The sequence below is a fragment of the Bradyrhizobium sp. USDA 336 genome, from assembly GCF_044908355.1.
GTDB lineage: Bacteria > Pseudomonadota > Alphaproteobacteria > Rhizobiales > Xanthobacteraceae > Bradyrhizobium > Bradyrhizobium yuanmingense.
In genome coordinates, this window is sequence record NZ_JBIYDC010000002.1 from 254933 (window position 1) to 274988 (window position 20056).

Annotated in this window: 17 protein-coding genes; 8 read left to right on the plus strand and 9 right to left on the minus strand. The window is 64.2% G+C overall.

All coding sequences use genetic code 11. The annotated features are described in order from the left end of the window. Positions 1-2: 2 nt before the first annotated feature. Positions 3-1292 carry an acyl-CoA dehydrogenase family protein gene (locus tag ABIA45_RS02000; RefSeq protein WP_404650964.1) on the minus strand — a complete coding sequence of 430 codons (1290 nt, stop codon included), beginning with the start codon at positions 1290-1292 and terminating at the stop codon, positions 3-5. Positions 1293-1304: 12 nt separating this feature from the next. Further along, a complete protein-coding gene (locus ABIA45_RS02005; RefSeq protein WP_271537204.1) occupies positions 1305-2102 on the minus strand; it encodes an alpha/beta fold hydrolase in 798 nt (265 codons plus the stop codon). Positions 2103-2313: 211 nt separating this feature from the next. Here ABIA45_RS02005 and ABIA45_RS02010 point away from each other — a divergent pair, with 211 nt between their 5' ends. From ABIA45_RS02010 to ABIA45_RS02020, 3 genes are all read left to right on the plus strand, one after another. Further along, positions 2314-3075: an SDR family NAD(P)-dependent oxidoreductase gene (locus ABIA45_RS02010; RefSeq protein WP_271537206.1), complete on the plus strand. Its 762-nt coding sequence runs from the start codon at positions 2314-2316 to the stop codon at positions 3073-3075. Between the two features lie 41 nt (positions 3076-3116). Beyond that, positions 3117-3953, plus strand: coding sequence for an enoyl-CoA hydratase family protein (locus tag ABIA45_RS02015; protein ID WP_404650965.1), 837 nt, complete (start codon positions 3117-3119; stop codon positions 3951-3953). A 305-nt stretch (positions 3954-4258) separates the two neighbouring features. Further along, the gene (locus ABIA45_RS02020; protein ID WP_404539451.1) at positions 4259-5509 is read left to right on the plus strand and encodes a flavin-dependent oxidoreductase; all 1251 of its coding nucleotides are present in this window, start codon (positions 4259-4261) and stop codon (positions 5507-5509) included. A gap of 9 nt (positions 5510-5518) precedes the next feature. Here ABIA45_RS02020 and ABIA45_RS02025 read toward each other — a convergent pair whose 3' ends face one another. Together ABIA45_RS02025 and ABIA45_RS02030 are read right to left on the minus strand one after the other, a co-directional pair. Continuing rightward, positions 5519-5974 (minus strand): cupin domain-containing protein, encoded by a 456-nt coding sequence (locus ABIA45_RS02025; protein ID WP_157285597.1) that lies wholly within the window; start codon positions 5972-5974, stop codon positions 5519-5521. A gap of 30 nt (positions 5975-6004) precedes the next feature. Next, positions 6005-7180 carry an ABC transporter substrate-binding protein gene (locus tag ABIA45_RS02030; protein ID WP_404650966.1) on the minus strand — a complete coding sequence of 392 codons (1176 nt, stop codon included), beginning with the start codon at positions 7178-7180 and terminating at the stop codon, positions 6005-6007. A gap of 251 nt (positions 7181-7431) precedes the next feature. Between ABIA45_RS02030 and ABIA45_RS02035 the strand changes: the two genes are divergently transcribed. The 3 genes from ABIA45_RS02035 to ABIA45_RS02045 all read left to right on the plus strand — a co-directional run bounded on the left by ABIA45_RS02035 (position 7432) and on the right by ABIA45_RS02045 (position 10266). Beyond that, positions 7432-7950: a MarR family winged helix-turn-helix transcriptional regulator gene (locus tag ABIA45_RS02035; RefSeq protein ID WP_271537214.1), complete on the plus strand. Its 519-nt coding sequence runs from the start codon at positions 7432-7434 to the stop codon at positions 7948-7950. Positions 7951-8094: 144 nt separating this feature from the next. After that, complete coding sequence (locus ABIA45_RS02040) at positions 8095-9786, plus strand: benzoate-CoA ligase family protein (protein ID WP_404650967.1); 1692 nt, start codon at positions 8095-8097, stop codon at positions 9784-9786. 21 nt (positions 9787-9807) lie between these two features. Further along, a complete protein-coding gene (locus ABIA45_RS02045) occupies positions 9808-10266 on the plus strand; it encodes a RidA family protein (RefSeq protein ID WP_404655602.1) in 459 nt (152 codons plus the stop codon). Between the two features lie 12 nt (positions 10267-10278). On the opposite strand, the gene ABIA45_RS02050 is transcribed toward ABIA45_RS02045, so the two are convergent. Beyond that, complete coding sequence (locus ABIA45_RS02050; protein WP_404650968.1) at positions 10279-11007, minus strand: CBS domain-containing protein; 729 nt, start codon at positions 11005-11007, stop codon at positions 10279-10281. A 220-nt stretch (positions 11008-11227) separates the two neighbouring features. Between ABIA45_RS02050 and ABIA45_RS02055 the strand changes: the two genes are divergently transcribed. Continuing rightward, positions 11228-13054 (plus strand): PHA/PHB synthase family protein, encoded by a 1827-nt coding sequence (locus ABIA45_RS02055; RefSeq protein WP_404650969.1) that lies wholly within the window; start codon positions 11228-11230, stop codon positions 13052-13054. Here ABIA45_RS02055 and ABIA45_RS02060 read toward each other — a convergent pair. Both ABIA45_RS02060 and ABIA45_RS02065 read right to left on the minus strand, forming a co-directional pair. Continuing rightward, a complete protein-coding gene (locus tag ABIA45_RS02060) occupies positions 13051-14037 on the minus strand; it encodes a CHAD domain-containing protein (RefSeq protein ID WP_404650970.1) in 987 nt (328 codons plus the stop codon). The genes ABIA45_RS02055 and ABIA45_RS02060 overlap by 4 nt on opposite strands. After that, positions 14037-15575, minus strand: a complete 1539-nt coding sequence (locus ABIA45_RS02065; RefSeq protein ID WP_404655603.1) for an AAA family ATPase — start codon at positions 15573-15575, stop codon at positions 14037-14039. Before ABIA45_RS02065 ends, ABIA45_RS02060 begins: the two co-directional genes overlap by 1 nt. Positions 15576-16024: 449 nt before the next feature. Between ABIA45_RS02065 and ABIA45_RS02070 the strand changes: the two genes are divergently transcribed. Continuing rightward, positions 16025-18718 (plus strand): GNAT family N-acetyltransferase, encoded by a 2694-nt coding sequence (locus ABIA45_RS02070; RefSeq protein ID WP_404650971.1) that lies wholly within the window; start codon positions 16025-16027, stop codon positions 18716-18718. Between the two features lie 549 nt (positions 18719-19267). Here ABIA45_RS02070 and ABIA45_RS02075 read toward each other — a convergent pair. Further along, on the minus strand, positions 19268-19756 hold the full coding sequence (locus ABIA45_RS02075; protein ID WP_404650972.1) for a phage holin family protein: 489 nt from the start codon (positions 19754-19756) through the stop codon (positions 19268-19270). Then, a complete protein-coding gene (locus ABIA45_RS02080; RefSeq protein ID WP_275500590.1) occupies positions 19757-20032 on the minus strand; it encodes a hypothetical protein in 276 nt (91 codons plus the stop codon). Between the last annotated feature and the right edge of the window lie 24 nt (positions 20033-20056).

Below are 20056 nucleotides of genomic sequence, written 5' to 3' on the forward strand. Positions count from 1 at the left end.
GGTCAGTCGTCCGTTTCACCGGCCTCGTAGAGCGCTTCGCGCCCGATCCGGTCGAGGCAGAGCTCGGCGGTCCAGGGCAGCATCAGCGAGCCGCAGCGGCTGTCCCGATAGATCCGCTCCAGCGGCAGCGAGCGAAGCATGGCCTGGCCGCCGCAGGTGCGGATCGCGAGCGCGGCGAGCTCATTGGCGCCCTCCATCACGGAATATTGCGCGGCATAGGCGCGCAGCACTTGCTCCTTGCTCGGATTGGCGCGCGCCTCGGTCACGGCCTGGAACCAGATTGCCTTGATCTGCTCCAGCTTGATCTGCATCTGCGCCACCGCGATCTGCTTGGTCGGATACATCCGCCGCTTGACCGGCGGCATGCCAGGGACCTCGCCGCGCAGGTAACGCACGGTGAAGTCGTAGGCGGCTTGCGCCAGGCCCATATAGGTCGGCGACAGCGTCAGGAACATGTGCGGCCAGCGCTGAGCTGCCTGGAAATAGACGCCGCGCGGCATCAGCGCCGAATCTTCCGGAACGAACACATCCTTGAACAGCAGCGTTCGCGAAACCGTGCCGCGCATGCCCAGCGGATCCCAGTCGCCGACGACCGAGACGCCTTCTGATTTGGCTGATATCGCCAGGTAGAGCGTGTTGCGGCGCGACGCCTTCTTGCCTTGCTCGATCTCGGTGCAAAGCACGCCGTAATAGTCGGCGTGGCCCGAGAGCGATGCAAAGATCTTCTTGCCGTTGACGATCCAACCGCCTGCGACCGGCCTTGCTTCAGTGCCGAATGCGACCCCGCCGGCAGCGGCAGCTCCACCTTCGGAGAAGGGCTGCGAGTAGATCGCTCCATCCTCGACGATGCGCTTGTAATGGATCGCGCGCCGCCGCTCGTGCTCGGCGCGCGTCTCCGCATCCATGTCCAGATCGTCGACGAGGGGACCCGACCACAGCGTCGAGCAGACATGCATGTTCCAGGTCAGCGCTGTGGCGCCGCAATAGCGGCCGATCTCGGCCGCCGCCAAGGCATAGGTCTGGTAATTCGCGCCGAGGCCGCCGTGCTTCTTGGGCACGGCGATACCGAGTAGACCGATGCGATGCAAATCGCGGTAATTTTCAGTCGGGAAAGTCGCCTCACGATCGTAAGTGGCGGCGCGACCGGCAAACACGGTCTGGCCAATCTCTCTCGCGCGGGTGATGATGCCGGCCTGCTCGTCGTTCAAGCGGAATGCAGTGGGATCGAAGATCGGCGCATCCAGCGCGACCCTGTTGGTCGCGCCAATCGTCTTGCTGACTTGCATGGTCATCGCGCAGTTACCTTAGGCTTTGGTCGCGAGAGAGTTCAGGAACCGGCCGAGAGCTTCGTCGAAAGCCTCGGGGCGTTCGAGATTGGCGAGATGGCCGACGCCAGGCAGCTCGACATATTCGGCCCCCGGGATATAGGTCGCCGTCCTTGCCATCATCGGCGCGGGCGCGTTGTTGTCCTTTGAGCCGGACAGCAACAGCGTCGGAACGGAGATATTTCCGAGCGTGCTGCGTTGATCGAAGCCGATGAGAGCCAGCATCATGGCGCGATAGCTCGCTTCGGGCACGCTCCCCATGCATTCGCGGGCGATCTCCATCCCGTTCGGATCGGGATCGTCGCCGACGAGCTCCTTCACCAGGGAGGGGGCCAGCGACTTCATCGTCTCGCCGCGATCAAGCGGCCCGAGCCGCGCCGCGATGAACGATTTCTGCCAGTCGCCGTCCGCCTTCCCGAAGGCAGGGCTGGTCTGCGCGAGCACGACTGCGCGTGCCAGGTTGGGGAACTGAACCAGCCACTTCTGAACAATCATGCCGCCGATGGAATGGCCGACCAGAACAGGCCTGCTGACGCCGAGTTGCGCGATGAATTGCTGCAGCGCCTCCGCCAGGGCAGCGATACTGACGCTGGCAAGCGGCGCCGATCTGCCATAACCGGGCATGTCCCATGCGATCGCGCGGAAGCGGTCGCCAAATGTCGCAAGCTCCCGCCGCCAGGCCCGCGCCGCGCCGCCGATGCCGTGCAGGAAGATCAGCGGTATTGCGTCCGGATCACCCGCCGCTTCGTAGGCGAAGCGTTCGTCCTTTGTTATCATTGGCACAGGCTGCGACACGCGACATCCTTCTGCTGGGCCCTTCGATGCTAACAGGCCTGTGGGGGATGGAAAGCGATAATTTTATACTTAAAGCAATTTTCGGGCCGTCTCCCGCGCGGCGTGCTCGCCGATCGAGCGCCGCTTTCGTTGCAAAAACTTGAAGGTTAAAATATATCGGAGGCGCGATCACGAGAGCCGAGGGAGCCAGCGTATGTCCGGATTGCCGCATTCGCCGCACGCGCTGGTCACCGGTGGTGGGCGCGGCATCGGCCGAGCGATCGCGTCCGCTCTCGTCGGCGCCGGTGCGACCGTGACCGTGCTTGGCCGGAGCGCGGCGGTTCTAGACGAGGCGGTTAATGCAGGCACCGCGCACTTTGCGGCTGTCGCTGACGTCTCGAACGAAGCGTCTTTGAAAGCTGCCATCGCCGGGGCAAGTGCGCGCAAGCCGATCGACATCCTGGTTGCCAACGCGGGTAGCGCTGAATCGGCGCCGTTTGCGAAATCGGACAGCGCGCTCTTCAGCCGGATGATGGATGTCAATTTCATGGGCGTCGTACATGCTGTCCAGGCCGTGCTGCCGGGCATGAAGGATCGTCCCTACGGCCGCATCGTCGCGGTGGCGTCCACCGCAGGGCTCAAGGGCTATGCCTATGTCAGCGCGTATGCAGCGGCCAAGCACGCCGTGATCGGCCTCGTGCGTTCGCTTGCTCTCGAGATGGCCGGAAGCAACGTCACCGTGAATGCGGTGTGCCCAGGCTTCACCGACACCGACCTCGTCGCCGGGAGCATCGACAACATCATGAAGAAGACGGGCCGGACCCGCGAGCAGGCAATTGCCGAACTCGCGAAGCACAATCCGCAAGGACGGCTGGTCACGCCTCAGGAGGTCGCAGACGCGGTTCTCTGGCTGTGCGGGGAGGGCGCGAGCGCGATCACCGGACAGGCGATCGCAGTGGCCGGTGGCGAAGTCTAGCCTGCCTGGCAGGTGCGGAAAAAGAAAGCCAAGGAGATCCCATGAGCAGACCAGCCAATCCCGTTACCGTGCCGCTTGCGGATTACTCACCGCAGCACTTCCTGCTCGCCGTGGTCGACGGCGTTGCGACGGTCACGCTCAACCGTCCCGAACGAAAGAATCCGCTGACGTTCGAGAGCTATCGGGAACTGACCGACTTCTTCCGCGCCTGCGCCTTCGACGACGCGGTCAAGTCCATCGTCGTCACGGGTGCCGGCGGCAATTTCTCGTCCGGCGGCGACGTGTTCGAGATCATCGGCCCGCTGGTGAAGATGGACACCAAGGGTCTGACCGCATTCACGCGCATGACCGGCGACCTCGTCAAGGCGATGCGGGCCTGCCCGCAGCCGATCGTGGCCGCGGTCGAAGGTATCTGCGCCGGCGCCGGGGCGATCATCGCCATGGCATCCGACATGCGCCTTGCGGCGAGCGGGGCCAAGGTGGCGTTCCTGTTCAACAAGGTGGGGTTGGCCGGTTGCGACATGGGTGCTTGCGCCATCCTGCCGCGCATCATCGGGCAGTCCCGCGCCTCCGAGCTGCTCTACACCGGCCGGTTCATGACGGCGGAAGAGGGCGAGCGCTGGGGCTTCTTCAGCCGTATCGTCACGCCGGAGCAGGTGCTGCCCCAGGCGCAGGTTCTGGCCAAGCAGGTCGCGGAAGGCCCGACCTTCGCCAACACCATGACCAAGCGGATGCTGGCGATGGAATGGGCGATGTCGGTGGAGGAGGCGATCGAGGCAGAGGCCGTGGCTCAAGCCCTGTGCATGACAACGGCGGATTTCGAGCGCGCCTTCGACGCTTTCGCCAACAAGGTCAAACCGGTCTTCAGGGGCGACTGAGCCGGTCGCAATCATCTGCAGCCAATCCAGTGAGGGGACTTGCGGGACATTATTTTAGGCTTAAACTAATTTCATTGCCGCCTGCGTGAGATGAAGCTCGCCAATCGCGCGGTGATGTCGCCGATGCGCATGTATTCGGGTTCCGCAACAGCGTGCGCGACCGGCAGGATCTTGAGGAGCTGAGAATTAAGGCTAAGCCCAAGACCCGGGCCGAGCTCAAGGCGGAGGCGACAAAGCCGCTTGCGGCGGAGTGACCGCCCGTGCGACGTTAACCCATTGCCTGCGGTTCGAGTGGAGTTAGGGCGATGAAGGCGATTATCGTCGGTGGCGGTATCGGTGGTCTCACGACGGCTTTGATGTTCCGCTCGCGCGGCCTGGATTGCGAGATCTTCGAGCAGGCCGACACCATTCGCGAGCTCGGCGTCGGCATCAACACGCTGCCGCATGCCATGCGCGAGCTGGCCGGCCTCGGCCTGTTGCAGAATCTCGACGAGATCGCGATCCGCACCGATCAGCTCTACTATCTCAACCGCCATGGCCAGGAGGTCTGGCGCGAAGCTCGCGGCATCGACGCCGGCCACGACGTGCCGCAATTCTCGATCCATCGCGGCCGCCTTCAAGGCGTCATCCACCGTGCCGTAGAGGAGCGGTTGGGCCGTGAGGCGATTCACACCGGCTGCCGGCTCGGCGCCTTCTCGCAGGACGAGGGCGGCGTCACCGCTTACTTCTTCGATCGCGCCGGCGCCCATGTCCACACCGCGCGCGGCGATATCCTGATCGGCGCCGACGGCATTCACTCGCGCGTCCGCGAGACGCTGTTTCCGAACGAAGGGCCGCCGTGCTGGAACGGCCTCATGCTGTGGCGCGGTGCGCGTGACTGGCCGCTGTTTCTCACCGGCAAATCGATGATCGTGGCCGGCGGTCTCAATGCCAAGGTGGTGATCTATCCGATCGCGGAAGGATCGAGCCCGGCGAGCCGCCTGACCAATTGGGCGGTGCTGGTGAAGGTGGGCGAGGGCAACGCGCCGCCGCCGCGGAAGGAAGACTGGTCGCGGCCGGGCCGCCGCGAGGAGCTGATGCCGCACGTGGCGCGCTTCTCGGTGCCCTATATCGACGTGAAGAGCCTGATCTCGGCAACGCCCGAATTCTACGAATATCCGACCTGCGATCGCGATCCCTTGCCCTATTGGTCATCGGGCAGGGTCACGCTGCTCGGCGATGCCGCGCATCCGATGTATCCGGTGGGGTCGAACGGCGCCTCGCAGGCCATTCTCGACGCGCGCTGTCTTGCGGATGTGCTGGTGCGCGCCGAGCACCCGCGTCAGGCCTTGCTCGAATACGAGAAGAAGCGTCTGCCGATGACGGCCGAGATCGTTCGCTCCAACCGGCGCGGCGGGCCGGAGGGCGTCATTGACGCGGTCGAGCAGCTCGCGCCCGACGGTTTCGACAATGTCGACAACGTCCTGAGCTATTCCCAGCGCGAGGCCATCGTGCGCGGCTATGCCACCAAGGCAGGCTTCGCCGCGGTGCCGGGACTCGCGGCGGTCCGCGCTTAAGACAGGCTGCTAGCCGCCGGGCGGCGGTGGTAGGAAGTGGATGTTGAACTCGGCAGCCATCGCCACGACGTCCTCAGGCTTCTGCTCCTTCATGTTGTGAAGCCCCCAGAACAGGTCGAACAGCCTGCGGCTCGGCGAGACCCAAAACAGCACCTTGGCGGTCTGCTCCGACTTGTTGAAGATGCCGTGCGGCACGCCCATGCCGAGGCGGATCAGGTCGCCTGCACTTGCCTGCGCCTCCGAATTGCCCAGCATGAAATCGAGCTTGCCCTCCAGCATGTAGAGATACTCATCCTGGTCGGGGTGAATGTGCGGCGGCACGAAGGTGCCCGGCGGCAGCGTCGCGTGCCAGGAGAAGCTGTTCTCGGCGTAGCTCTTCGGCACGTAGGTCTGGCCGAGGATGTTCCAGGAAATGCCCTGGATTCCCTCATTGGCCCGCGTGATGCCGGTGATTTCGCTCTTCATTGCAGTCCTCCCGTAACGCAATACACGGCCTTAGTTCGCCGCCTTGCAGTCCTTGGCATAGCGGTCGCCGTAATTCTCGAAGACCTTCTGCACGATCTCGGTCTGGAACTTGCCGTCCGGACGCTTGGCGACCTTGGTCAGGTAGAAATCCTGGATCGGATAATTGTTGTTGTTGAACTTGAAAGCCCCGCGCAACGAGGTGAAGTCGGCCTTCTTCAAGGCGGCGCCAACGGCGTCCTTGTTGGAGAGATTGCCCTTCACGGCCTTGAGCGCGCTGTCGATCAGCATCGCGGCATCGTAAGCCTGGAAGGCGTAGGTGCCGGGAACGCTGTTGTAGGCGGCCTCGTAGGCGGCAACGAACTTCTTGTTCTGAGGATTGTCGAGGTTGGGCGCCCAGTTCGCGCCGCCGAACATGCCGACCGCCGCATCCTGCTGCGCCGGCAGGGTCGATTCATCGACCGTGAAGGCCGAGAGCACCGGAATGGTGTCGGCGAGCCCCGCCTGGCGGTATTGCTTGACGAGATTGACGCCGAGGCCGCCCGGCATGAACGTGAACACTGCATCGGGCTTCTGCGAGGAGATCTTGGACAGCTCCGGCTGGAAATCCAGCGTGTTCAGCGGCATGTAGGACTCTTCGACGATCTCGCCCTTGTAGTCGAGCTTGAATCCCGCCACCGAGTCTTTTCCTGCCTGATAGTTCGGCACCATCAGGTACATCCGCTTGTAGCCGCGATCCTGCGCGACCTTGCCGAGGATCTCGTGCACCTGATCGTTCTGATACGAGGTCACATAGAAGAACGGGTTGCAATCCTTGCCAGCGAAGGTCGACGGACCGGCATTGGGGCTGATCAGGAAGGTTTTCGACTCCGTGATCGGCCGGTGGATGGCCTGAAGGATGTTGGAGAATATCGGCCCGACCACGAAGTCGACTTTCTCACGCTCCAGAAGGCCCTTCACCTTGGTCACCGCAGCATCCGGCTTCAGCTCGTCGTCGACGACGACGACCTCGACATCGCGGCCACCCATCTTGCTGCCGAGATCCTTCACGGCGAGCGCGAAGCCGTCGCGAACCTGCTGGCCCAGCGCTGCGGCGGGCCCCGACAGGGTCACGATCACACCCATCTTGATCTTTTCCTGGGCGAGGGCAGGGGTCACCACGGTGCCGAGTAGCATCGCAGCTGCAGCCAAGGTCATTTGCGTCTTCATGATCTGTCCCTCGTGACGATTGGCTTGCGCTGCAAGCCACGTACTCCAATCCAAAGCTTATGCCGATGACGGCGGGCCCGGCAAGCCGAGCGCGATGCGTCGCATCCTGCGGGCAGTTGTGCATGCAAGCTGCGCGCCAATTATTTGAAGCCTAAAGAAACTGGCGTGCGGTCGATTGTTGCAGCTTTGGACTTGCGGCCGGCGCGGATTTATTTGAAGCTCAAAACGTTGGGGAATCCGTGCCCGCGCCAATGCCGGCCGTGAGTGACTGCATCGACATGCTCGATTCCGAGACCAAGGTTGTCGAAACACCGGAGGACCACGCCGAAGAGCTGCGGCTGTGGTTGCGGCTCTTGACCTGCACGACGCTGATCGAGGGCGAGGTGCGCGGTCGGCTGCGGCAGCGGTTCGACGTCACGTTGCCGCGTTTCGACCTGATGGCACAGCTCGACAAGGCGCCTGACGGCATGACCCTGTCAGATGTCTCCAAGCGCATGATGGTCTCGAACGGCAATGTGACCGGGCTCGTGGAGCGTCTGGTGGAATCAGGCCATCTCGACCGGCGGACCTCGGACACCGATCGCCGCGTCCAGGTGATCCGGCTGACAAAGCTTGGGCGTGCCGAGTTCCGCAGGATGGCCGCCGAGCACGAGACCTGGATCGCCGATCTGTTCGCCGATCTCTCCCCGAAGGACGTGCGCGAATTGATGCGCCTCCTCGCCAAGACCAAGGCGTCCGCGCAGAAATCGGCCGCCCGCCGCCGGCCGTAGCCTGCGGGCGCGACAGCCCGACACCCTTTGCCGCATGAAAAAGCACGGGATGCCCAAAATCCCCTATTGCGCCGAATTGTTTTAAGCCTAAAATGTTTTCCAGATCGTGCTGCCGGGTGCAATCCATGCTGAAAGGAGCGTGCGATGGCCAACGCCGCCAAGATTCAAGTGTCGGGCTCGTGTGACGGCAATGCTGCGACGGCCCATGTCGATACGTTCGCGCGGCAACATCTGCCGCCGCGCGAGCTCTGGCCCGAATTCATCTTCACGCGGCCGGAGCTGAACTATCCGCCGCGACTGAATTGCGTCAGCTATTTCCTCGATCGCTGGGTCGAGCAGGGCCACGGCGATGCTCCTTGCGTCGTCAGCCCAGGCGTCAGCTACACCTATCGCGAGCTGCAGGCGCTGGTAAACCGCATCGCCAATGTGCTGGTTGGCAAGCTCGGCCTCGTCACCGGCGGGCGTGTGCTGCTGCGCTCGGCCAACAATCCGATGATGGTTGCGACCTATCTCGCGGTGATCAAGGCCGGCGCAATCTGCGTGGCGACGATGCCGCTGCTGCGCGCCAAGGAGCTGTCCTATCCGATCCAGAAGGCCGAGATCACGCTGGCGCTATGCGATGGAAAGCTCGCCGAGGAGATGGAGAAGGCGAAGGCTGCGGCACCGGGCCTCGATCGGGTCATCTATTGGGGCAATGGCGCGGCGGATTCGCTCGAAGCGCTGACCGCCGATGCCAGTCCGGAGTTCGAGGCGGTCGATACCGCCGCCGACGACATCTGCCTGATCGCGTTCACCTCGGGCACGACCGGCGATCCCAAGGGCACCATGCATTTCCATCGCGACATGCTCGCGGTCTGTGACGGCTATGCGCGCAACATTCTGCGCGCCGAGCACAACGATCGCTTCATCGGCTCGGCGCCGCTCGCCTTCACCTTCGGCTTCGGCGGCGTGCTGTTTCCGATGCATATCGGCGCCTCCTTCGTCGTGCTGGAGAAGACGACACCGGACGACATTCTGAATGCGATCGAGCAGTACAAGACCACGGTCTGCTTCACGGCGCCGACCGCATACCGCGCCATGCTTGGCAAGCTCGCAGGCCGCGACATTTCTTCGCTCCGCAAGTGCGTCTCTGCGGGCGAGACTCTGCCCAAGCCGACATTCGATGCCTGGCTCAAGGCGACCGGGATCAAGCTGATGGACGGCATCGGCTCGACCGAGATGCTGCATATCTTCATCAGCGCGACCGAGGACGAGATCCGCCCCGGCGCCACCGGCAAGCCCGTGCCGGGCTACGAAGCCAAGATCGTCGATGATGAAGGCCGGGACGTGCCGCCGGGAACGATGGGCCGTCTGGCCGTGCGCGGGCCGACCGGCTGCCGCTACCTGGCCGACGAGCGGCAGCGGAAATACGTCCAGAACGGCTGGAACATCACCGGCGACACCTATTTGATGGATAACGACGGCTATTTCTGGTACCAGTCGCGCTCCGACGACATGATCGTGTCGGCGGGCTACAACATCGCAGGAACTGACGTCGAAGCGGCGCTGCTCACGCATCCGGCGGTCGCCGAGTGCGGTGTGGTCGGTGCGCCCGACGAGGCGCGGGGCATGATCGTCAAGGCTTATGTTGTTGCCGCGCCCGGCGTGACCCCTGACGCTCAGCTGGTGGCCGAGTTGCAGGAGCACGTCAAACGCGAGATCGCGCCGTACAAATATCCGCGCGCCATCGAGTTCGTCGCGCAATTGCCGAAGACCGAGACCGGCAAGCTGAAGCGCTTTGCCCTGCGGCAGTTGGCGCAGGCTGCAGTGACGTCCTCAGGCGTCGCCGCGGAATGAGAGAAGGATAGAGAATTGTCTGTGACGACGCCGAAAAGCCCGCAACTCGCGGTGCTGCCGACCGCAGCCGAAGATGGAACGCGCACAAGGGCGCAGATCCTGCAGCCGTCAGGCTGGCCGCTGCCGAAGGGTTATGCCAACGGCATGGCTGCCGAAGGACGTATCGTCGTCACCGGCGGGGTGATCGGCTGGGACGCCGAGGAGCGTCTCGCCGATGGCTTCGTTGCGCAGGTGCGCCAGACCCTGGACAACATCGCAGCGATCCTGGCCGAGGCCGGTGCCCGGCCCGAGCACCTCGTGCGCCTGACCTGGTATGTCGTCGACATGGACGAGTACCTGGCCAATCTGAAGCAGCTCGGCAAGATCTACCGCGACGTCTTCGGAACGCACTATCCAGCGATGGCCCTGGTTCAGGTCGTCCGCCTCGTCGAGAAGGCGGCGCGCGTCGAGATCGAAGCCACCGCCGTCATTCCGAGCTGAACTCCGCGGCGATCAGCTCGCTTTGGCGAGCTCGTCGTCTTCAGGCGAGTTGAGATAGACGCCGGATATGGTGTCGACCCAGCAGAGATGATCGTGCACCTTCTTCACGCCCTCGACGTTCTCCGCGGCGACGATCGCGGCCTGCCGTGCCCGCTCTTCGGTGATGACGCCGCTGAGATGAACGATACCGTCGCGCACGATGACGTTCAGCCCGAACGGGCACCAGTCGTTCTTCTCCATGGTGTCGATGATGCGGCTGCGAATGTGGTCGTCATCGGCGGTTGGATCCGGCACTTCGCGGGCGAGCCCGGCCACGGCCTGTAACAGGTTGGCGCGGGACACGATCCCGACAACCTTTTCGTCGCGCACCACCGGCAGCCGCTTGACGTTGTTTCGCTCCATGAGATCGACGATCTCCGCAAGCGCCGTATCCTCGGTGATGGTCACGGGCGAGTCGGTCATCACTTCGGAGACCTTGCGGCCGTGCTCATGGACGAAGTCGCTGGCGGATTTGCCCGGACCGAGGATGAACCGCAGCCAGCGCCCGCGCTTGCGCCCGGTGCCGATCTCGCTGCGGCGGATGAAATCTCCTTCCGACACCACGCCCACCAGCTTGCCGGTAGCGTCGACCACCGTAAGGCCGCTCACATGTCGCTTCAGCATGATATTGGCCGCCTCGACGATGCTGGTGTCGGGGGTGACCGAGATGACCGACCGGGTCATGATCTGGTGGGCGCGCATGGACAAACTCCGCTGGCACGTCAACTTCAATGGATGAAGCGTAGTGAATCCGTCGGGGTGTGGTTTGACCCAGGTCAAGCGACAAAGCTCAAGTGGACAAAGCTTACCTTGATTGACCGATTTTGATCCGTGCCGCGATTTGATGCAGCTCAACGCGCGGCGGAAGCGTCGCCATATCCTGCCGCAGGCGTAGAACAGAAGCCCGCAGGAACAATGAGCCATGAGCGTCGTGAAGATCTTCCCACGGGCCGAAGCACCGCTGCAAGCTCCCGCTACCAGGCCGGCTGCCGAGATTCCTGAAAGGGTCGCAGGCACGCCGGCTGATTGCACTTGCCCGCAAACAACGGATTCGTATCCGCTCGATCGTGCATTTCATGCCATGCTGGCGCGGTTCACGGGCGGAATCTCGCCTGTGGCCTTGTCGCTCGCCTGGCTCGATTGGGGCGCGCATCTGGCGGCTGCGCCTCAGCATCAGATGGAGCTCTCCCGCAATATCTTCCGCGACTCAGGCCGCTTCCTGGAAGCTGCCGCTCACGCGACATCCAAGGAACCATGGTCCGTCATTCGACCGCAGGGGCGGGATCGCCGCTTCAAGGACCGGCAATGGGAAGCCGCGCCGTTCAATCTGCTTGCGCAGGCGTTTCTGCTCACCGAGCGCTGGTGGCACGATGCCACGACCGGCATACGCGGCGTGTCGCACGCTAATGAAGCCATCGTCGAGTTCTCGATGCGCCAGATGCTCGACATGCTGGCGCCCTCGAACTTCGCGGTCACCAATCCGCAGGTGCTGGAAAAAGCGTTCCAGAGCGGCGGGGAGAATTTCGTCTTTGGCTGGCAGAACTGGTGCAGCGACCTGATGCGTCTGCTCTCCGGCTCGAAGTTGACGGACGATGCGCAGTTCGTGGTCGGCAAGACGATGGCGGTTTCGCCTGGCAAGGTCGTCTACCGCAACAGCCTAATCGAGCTGATCCAGTACCATCCGACGACTGCGCAGGTGCGCCCGGAGCCGATTCTGATCGTGCCGGCCTGGATCATGAAGTACTACATCCTCGATCTGTCGCCGCAGAATTCCCTGGTCAGATACCTGACCGCTCAGGGCTTCACCGTCTTCGCGATTTCCTGGCGCAATCCGGATGCGAACGATCGGGATGTTGCCTTCGACGACTACCGCAAGCTGGGCGTCATGACGGCACTGGACATGATCGGCCAGATCGTGCCGGGCCGGAAGATCCATGCGCTCGGCTATTGTCTTGGCGGGACGTTGCTGTCGATAGCTGCGGCGGCCATGGCGCGGGACTGCGATAGCCGTCTCGGCACCGTCACGCTTCTCGCCGCACAAACCGATTTCACCGAGGCCGGCGAATTGACGCTCTTCATCAACGAGAGCCAGGTTGCCTTCCTCGAAGACATGATGTGGCAGCGCGGCTATCTCGACACCACACAAATGGCGGGCGCGTTCCAGCTGCTGCGCTCCAACGAGCTGATCTGGTCGCGGCTCTCGCGTGACTATCTGATGGGCGACGGCTCGCCACCGAGCGACCTGATGGCCTGGAATGCCGACGCCACGCGGCTACCCTATCGCATGCACTCGGAGTACCTGCGCAAGCTGTTCCTCAACGACGATCTGGCGGAAGGTCGCTACCGCGTCGAATGCCGAAACGTCTCGCTGTCCGACATTCATACCCCGATGTTCGTGGTCGGCACGCTCGCCGATCACGTGGCGCCCTGGCGATCCGTCTACAAGATCCATTATCAGGTCGATGCCGATGTGACGTTCCTGTTGACCAGCGGCGGTCACAATGCCGGCGTCGTGGCGCCTCCGCTAGAGGAGGGCCACTTTTATCAGGTGCTGACCAAGGCTGCCGATGCGCCCTATGTCGGTGCCGACGAATGGCTGAAGCTGGCTCCGCGCTTTGAAGGCTCGTGGTGGCCGGAATGGACCAATTGGCTGGCGGCACGTTCCGGCGCGCCCTGCGCTCCCCCGCAGATCGGACTTGGCGACGCCCTCGGCCTGCCGGATGCGCCGGGGGACTACGTGCACACCTAAGCCTCCGGCTCCGATCTCGGCGCGAGATCCGAGGAGCGGAAGGGCTTCGCCTTGTCCAATTTGCGATAGGCTGTTGACGCCTTCCGCAACAACTTCTTCTCGCGTTTGCGGTTGAGGAAGCGATTGCTGGCATCGATTCCGGCGCCATTCAACGAGGCCGCCAGTGCCTGTCCGCGCGCATCGTCGTTCAATTGACCGAGCGAGCGTTGTGCCTTGCGCAATTGCTTGAGGATGGACTTCTGTTTCGTCGCCACCCCATCGGCGAACAGATCCGCAAGCGACTCGACCGAGTAGGTCATCCGCTTGTTGAGCAGCCGCAGCTTGTGACGTTTCTCGACATCGAGCTTCTTCAGCTTACGGGCCTTCTTGAGCAGCGTCGTCTCCCACTCGGTCAGCCGCTCCGTCGCATGGTCGGCGAGGGTGCAGCGGCGCAACCGGATCGCTTCCTTGCTGCGGCGGGTCGACCAGGGGCCGCTTTCGATCCACGTTGAGGTTTGCTCGACCAGGCGGCGATACCGCGCCGATTGCAGCGCACGCGCCAGCAGCCGATGGCTCTCCGCGCGTTTCTCGTCCCAGCGCTGAAGCTCGGCGACCACGGCGAGCTCGTCGCTACTCTCTGCGACGATCCGCTCGATGGCCACGTCGAGGTCCCGCACCATGCCGAGCTGGCTGTTCAGCCATTTCAGTTCGGCCCAGACTTCCGGTCGCACGGCATCGTCGACCATGGGCGAGAAGAAGCGGATTGCAGTCCGCAGATGGGTGAGTGCGATCCGGATCTGGTGCAGCGCATCCGGATCGCCGCGGCAGGTGCCGTCGTGCTGAGCGATCACCGCGCCGAGGTGTCGGCGGGCGATGATGCGGAAGGCCGTGTCGCAGGCCATGCCGGGGCTGAGGCGGGCGGGCAGGACATTGCGCCGCGTTGCCGGCTTGGCATGCGTATTTGCCGTCGAGCGCGTGGTGGGTCGCGACTTCCTTGCCCTCATCAGTCTGATTGCCTTGTTTGCCCCTCAGCGATGACGTTCCGGCAGTTCTGAAGCGTCTGCTCTTGTGTCCCGGATGCATCGATGGTCGCCCAGCCGACATGGCCGATATTATAGTGCTCTTGCAGCGCGGCAACCTCCGGCGTGGCGTCCGATGCGTCTCCCCGGCGGCTGCCGATGCGCGCTTGCCGGGTTGCAAGGTCTGCGACCAGGAACAGCCCGTTCAACGTCACGTTGCACTCGCGCGCCAGCGCCGCGATCGCATCGCGTTCGTCCTCGCGCGCGAATACGCCGTCGACGATCGCCGAATGGCCCTGCGCCAGCACCCGCCGGGCCAGCCGCACCAGCGTGTCGTAGACGCGGGCCGTGACCTCCGGCGTATAGGCCGAAGGCGGCAGGCGATGGGTATCCTCGATACCGAACATCTGCTTGCGCACGAGATCGCTGCGCAGCACGACGGCGCCTGGCTCCGGTGCCACGACCGGCGCGAGCGCGTGCGCCAGGGCGGTCTTTCCGGTGCCGGACAGCCCGCCGACCGCAATCAGGCGCGGAGCGGGAGGACGGATCAGCGTGCCGGCGAGGTCGAAGTAACGTCGTGCCAGGTTGAGAATGCCGGGACCGTCGGAATGCGGCCGCTTGAGTCGCGCCAAGGTCACTTGGGCGCGGATCGCCGCCCGGATCGACATGAACAGCGGCAGGGTCGAGAGCCCGTCGAGATTGTCGGCCGGCGTCGCGGCGAGATAGCGGTTCAGGACCATGTTCGCCGCGCCCGGCTGATGATGCTGCAGCAGGTCCATCAGCGTGAATGCGAGATCGTAGAGCACGTCGACCGTCGCCATCTGCACGTCGAACTCGATCGCGTCGAACAGCACGGGGCGATCATCGATCATGACGATGTTTGCCAGATGCAGATCGCCATGGCAGCGGCGCACGAATCCCCGCTGGTTGCGCTCTGCGAGCAGGGGACGAATACGCGAGTAGGCCGCGTGCGAAGCCTTGCCGAGTTGCTCGATCGCCTCTGCGCTGAAATGGCCGCCGGGCTGCAGACCATTCGTGTTGCCGTCGATCAGGCCCGGGATGGAGGAGACCCATGCTTCTCCGTCGGCGCGTGTCGCCGCCAGGTGCGAAGCCGCAATGGCGTCGGCGGCGGCCGAGGCAAGCTTCGCGTCGAGCGGGCCCGCCTCGGCCAGATGATCCAACGTCCTGCTTTCGTCGAAGCGCGACATGTCGACCGCATATTCGATCGGCCGGCCGGCGCCCTCGACCTTCACCGATCCACCCGGCTCTTCCGTGATCGCCACAACGCCATGATAGATCTGCGGCGCCAAGGGCCGGTTGATCCGGATCTCCTCCTCGCAGGCCGCCTTGCGCTTTTCGAGCGTCGAATAGTCGAGAAAGGGAAACCGGACGGCGCGCTTGATCTTCAGCGCGCGCTTTGCGTCCAGGAACACCGAGGCGGCATGCGTGTCGATGCGCATCACGCCGGGATGGTCGGTCAGCATCCGAAAGATGCGCTCCTGAGCCGCCGTGTCATCCTTCATCGAAGCGGACATGGCAAGCACCATCAGGGCGTCAGCACGGCCGCGCCGAGGATCGGGTCGGGCCGCTCTTCCATCTGGAGCCGCGCACGTGGGGCCGGCAACACTATCGCACGCATGTCTGTCTCCGGGCGAACCGCTCCGACTGAACTATCTCATAGAACGACCGAGTGGCCAGTCCTTGACTCAGTCAACGCCCGTCCCGGGTGACCAGTACCGAGTTCCCCGGCTTGACGAGGATCAAGTATTTCGATGAAGCGCTTGCCTATGTTGAAGGCTGAGGAGCTTCCAATGCCCGTCGGGTACGTCTTTCGAACTTCCATGGCATCGACAATGTGACAATGGCCGTCATTGGCCAGCCACCGTGCTGGGTTATGATCTCGTACCAGGCTCCTTGCTTCGGCCGCATCGTCAATCATCGGAACCGCCGCTGACCCAGCGCATTTGCTTTCATGTCCATCTATCGCCTAAACAACCTGCTATCGCCGCGCTCGGTCGCGCTCGTCGGCGCGAGCGCGCGTCCGGCGTCCGTTGGACGCGCGGTCCTGGAAAACATTCGGAAAGCGGGATTCAAGGGGCGGTTTGGCCTCGTCAATCCGCGCCACGCCGAGATCGGCGGCCTCGCGGCGGTGAAGAGCCTGGACAGGCTGGACTTCGTGCCCGAGCTCGTCGTCGTCACCGCGCCCGCGGGCGAGATTCCAGGCATCGTCGAGCAGGCCGGCCGTCGCGGATCTGCGGGTGCGCTGATCGTCTCAGCCGGGCTCGGCCAGGGACCGGGATCGCTGCACGAGGCGACCAGCGCTGCCGCCCGCAAACACGGCATGCGGCTGATCGGGCCGAACTGCCTCGGCATCATGATGCCCGGCGTCAGCCTGAATGCCAGTTTCGCCGCCCACATGCCGGGGGCCGGCAACCTCGCGCTGATCTCGCAATCGGGCGCCATTGCCGCCGGCATGGTGGATTGGGCCGCGCAGCGCGGCGTCGGCTTCTCCGGCATCGTCTCGATCGGGGATCAGATCGACGTCGACATTGCCGATCTGCTCGACCATTTCGCGATGGATCACAAGACCCGCGCGATCCTGCTCTACATCGAGGCGATCAAGGACGCGCGCAAGTTCATGTCGGCGGCGCGGGCCGCCGCGCGCGTGAAGCCCGTCGTCGTGGTGAAGTCCGGCCGCATGGCGCAGGGTGCGAAGGCCGCTGCCACGCATACCGGGGCGCTCGCCGGTGCCGACGCCGTCTATGACGCGGCGTTCCGCCGCGCGGGCGTGCTGCGGGTGTCCGACCTGCGCGAGCTGTTCGACTGTGCCGAGACACTCGGCCGCGTGGAATCGCCGACGGGAAAGCGTCTCGCCATCCTCACCAACGGTGGCGGCATCGGCGTCCTCGCCGTCGATCGATTGGTCGAGCTCGGAGGTATTCCGGCAACCATCTCGACTGATGCGCGCAGGAAGCTCGATGCGGCGCTGCCGCCGACCTGGTCCGGTGCAAACCCCGTCGACATCGTGGGCGACGCCGACGCTGCGCGTTACGCAGCGGCGCTGGAGGAGCTGCTGGCCGATCGCGACAACGACGCAGTCCTCGTCCTCAACGTGCAGACCGCGATCGCATCGGCCGTCGAGATCGCCAAGACCGTGACGGAGCTCGTGGCCAAGTATCGGGAGCAGCACCGGCGATGGGCAAAGCCCGTGCTGGCGGCCTGGGTCGGCGCCGATCAGCACATCATCCAGGCACTCTCCAGCGCCGGCGTGCCGAACTATCCGACCGAGGACGACGCCGTGCGCGGCTTCATGCATCTGGTCCGGCACCGGGAAGTCGTGGAGGAGCTGACCCAGGTGCCTCCCGCGATGCCCGATACGTTCGTTCCGGATGTCAGGGGGGCGAGAGAGATCGTCACAGCCGCGATCGCGGACGGCCGCCAGTGGCTCGAACCTGTCGAGATCAAGCACCTGCTCGAAGCCTACAATATCGCGATGGTGCCGACCTTTGCGGCAGCCGATGTCGAGCAGGCGGTGACCTATGCAAAGGACATCTTCGCCCAAGGCGGCACCGTCGTGCTGAAGATCATGTCGCGGGACATCACCCACAAATCCGACGTCGGCGGCGTCGTGCTCAACCTGACGACGCCGGAGGCCGTGCGTGCAGCGGCGACGGACATACTTGCGCGAGCGCGAAAGCTGCGGCCCGAGGCGCGTATCGGCGGCGTCATCGTCCAGGCCATGGTCGTCAAGGCAAAGGCGCGCGAGCTGATCCTCGGCCTTGCCGACGATCCGACCTTCGGCACGGTGGTGGTTTTCGGCCGCGGCGGCACGGCGGTGGAGATCATCAACGACAAGGCGCTGGCGCTGCCGCCGCTCGACCTGCAATTGGCCCGCGATCTGATCGACCGCACGCGCGTGTCGCGGCTGCTGAAGGCCTATCGGGACGTGCCGGCGGTGAAGCACGACGTCGTCGCCATGGTGCTGGTCAAGCTGGCGCAGATGGCGGCCGACATTCCCGAGATCCGCGAATTCGACATCAATCCGCTGCTGGCCGACGAAACCGGCGTGACGGCGGTGGATGCCCGCGTCGCAATCGCACCGCCGCAGCGGAAGTTCGCCGGCTCCGGCCCGGCCAATTTCGCCGTTCGCGCCTATCCGTCGCAATGGGAGCGCCGCCTCAAGCTCAAGGAGGACTGGCGCATCTTCGTGCGGCCCATGCGCCCCGAGGACGAGCCGACCATCCACGAATTCCTGCGCCACGTCACGGCACACGACCTTCGCCTGCGCTTCTTCGCCCCGATGAAGGAGTTCACCCACGAATTCATCGCACGCCTGACCCAGCTCGACTATGCGCGCGCGATGGCCTTCATCGCATTCGACGAGGCCACCGGCGAAATGGTCGGCGTGGTCCGGCTCCATTCCGACTCGATCTACGAGACCGGCGAATACGCGATCCTGCTGCGGTCCGACCTCAAGGGCAGGGGGCTCGGTTGGGCCCTCATGGAGTTGATCATCGACTACGCGCGGTCCGAAGGGCTGAAGACAATCTCGGGCGACGTGCTGCAGGAGAACACCGTGATGCTCGAGATGTGCCGGCAGCTCGGTTTTGAGGTCAAGCCGGACCCGGCCGAGCCAGACATCTGCGACGTCAGGCTGAAGCTTTGATGCCGTTCGCCGGCCTGCGGGTCGGGACGCCTGACCGCGATGCGGCGCTGGTGAGCTTGACGTGCGGGTTCGCGGCGGGGGCGCCGCGATCGTTTGCCGCGAGCGGCGATGTGATGGGATGCGAGAGAGCTGTGGTCACGTGCCGTGTCCTCCTGGGCGGCGCAGGCGCGCTGCGCGCGAATGCGAATTTCGAAATGTGGATGAAGGGTTTATGCGCAACAGCGTCGGGATGGGCGCAGCCTTGCAAGCCCTGACGCTCGCGACTGTTGCGATGGTGCCAGTATGCCACTGTTTTGCCCGACGTGCCAGAATTTATTTCGCAAATCCGCAAGTCCTTGTTCTGACAGGGGCGGTCTACTGTGCATGGGGTTGTTTTCGCATTTTTGCTGGGAGGCAGCGTCTGGCGTAGCGCCCTCGATCCTCATCCTGAGGCCCGCCGACGGCGGGCGTCTCGAAGGATGGCCATTGCAGAAATCGCTCCATGCGATTGCTCTGCCGCGAGAGTTGAACAAGTCGCCGCGGCATCCGATTCGAGCCGAAGCCGTTCCTCTAGGAGCGCGCCTTGGCCGAATCTGCATCGGGCGCCGTCTTGGCCGCCGTTCGCAAGTTCTTCACGACGATTGCGATCAGCGGCAGCAGCGTCGGCACGATCGTGCTCAGCGGATGATGCACCGCGCCCGACACCTGGGCCTGGAGCGCACGTGCCTCGAGCTGGAGCGCTTCGATGGACGCGTCATGAATTTCGTTGGCGAGCTCGATATCGCGGCCCGACGGAGGCCAGCCGGCGATCAGGAAGAGAGCGGCCGCGATGGCGAAATTGACGGCGCCGAGGATGGCCGCCGCGGCGATCGCGCTCCAGATCTGCACCAGCGCGAAATAGGCCGACAGCTCCAGCATCAGCAGTCCGAACGCGGCGATCAGCGCCGCGAAGGCGCGCAGGCCGAGGCCGATCAGCAGATGGCGCAGCCTGATGTCGGCGATGATCCTGTCGGTGCGCCACAGCACGCGCAGATGTTTGACGACGTTCTCGGTGTTCACCTAGTGTCTCCTCAGCATGAAGCCGACGACCACGCCCAGCGCGAAGGCGGAGGCGAGCGAGGTAATCGGGCGCTCCGCAATCAGGCTCTGGAGCTGCTCCTGCTCCTGTTCGACGGTTTCGCCGAGCTCGGCGAGCGCGGCCCTGATCTGATCGGCGAGCGCCTCGGCGCGATCTTTCGAGCTCTCGAACACCTCCTCGCCGGCGGTGCTCAACAAGCGCGCGACGTCGACCTTCAGCGTTCGCAACTCTTCGCTCATCCTGTTGGCGTCGAACATGGATCTGGCACCCTCATTGAATTG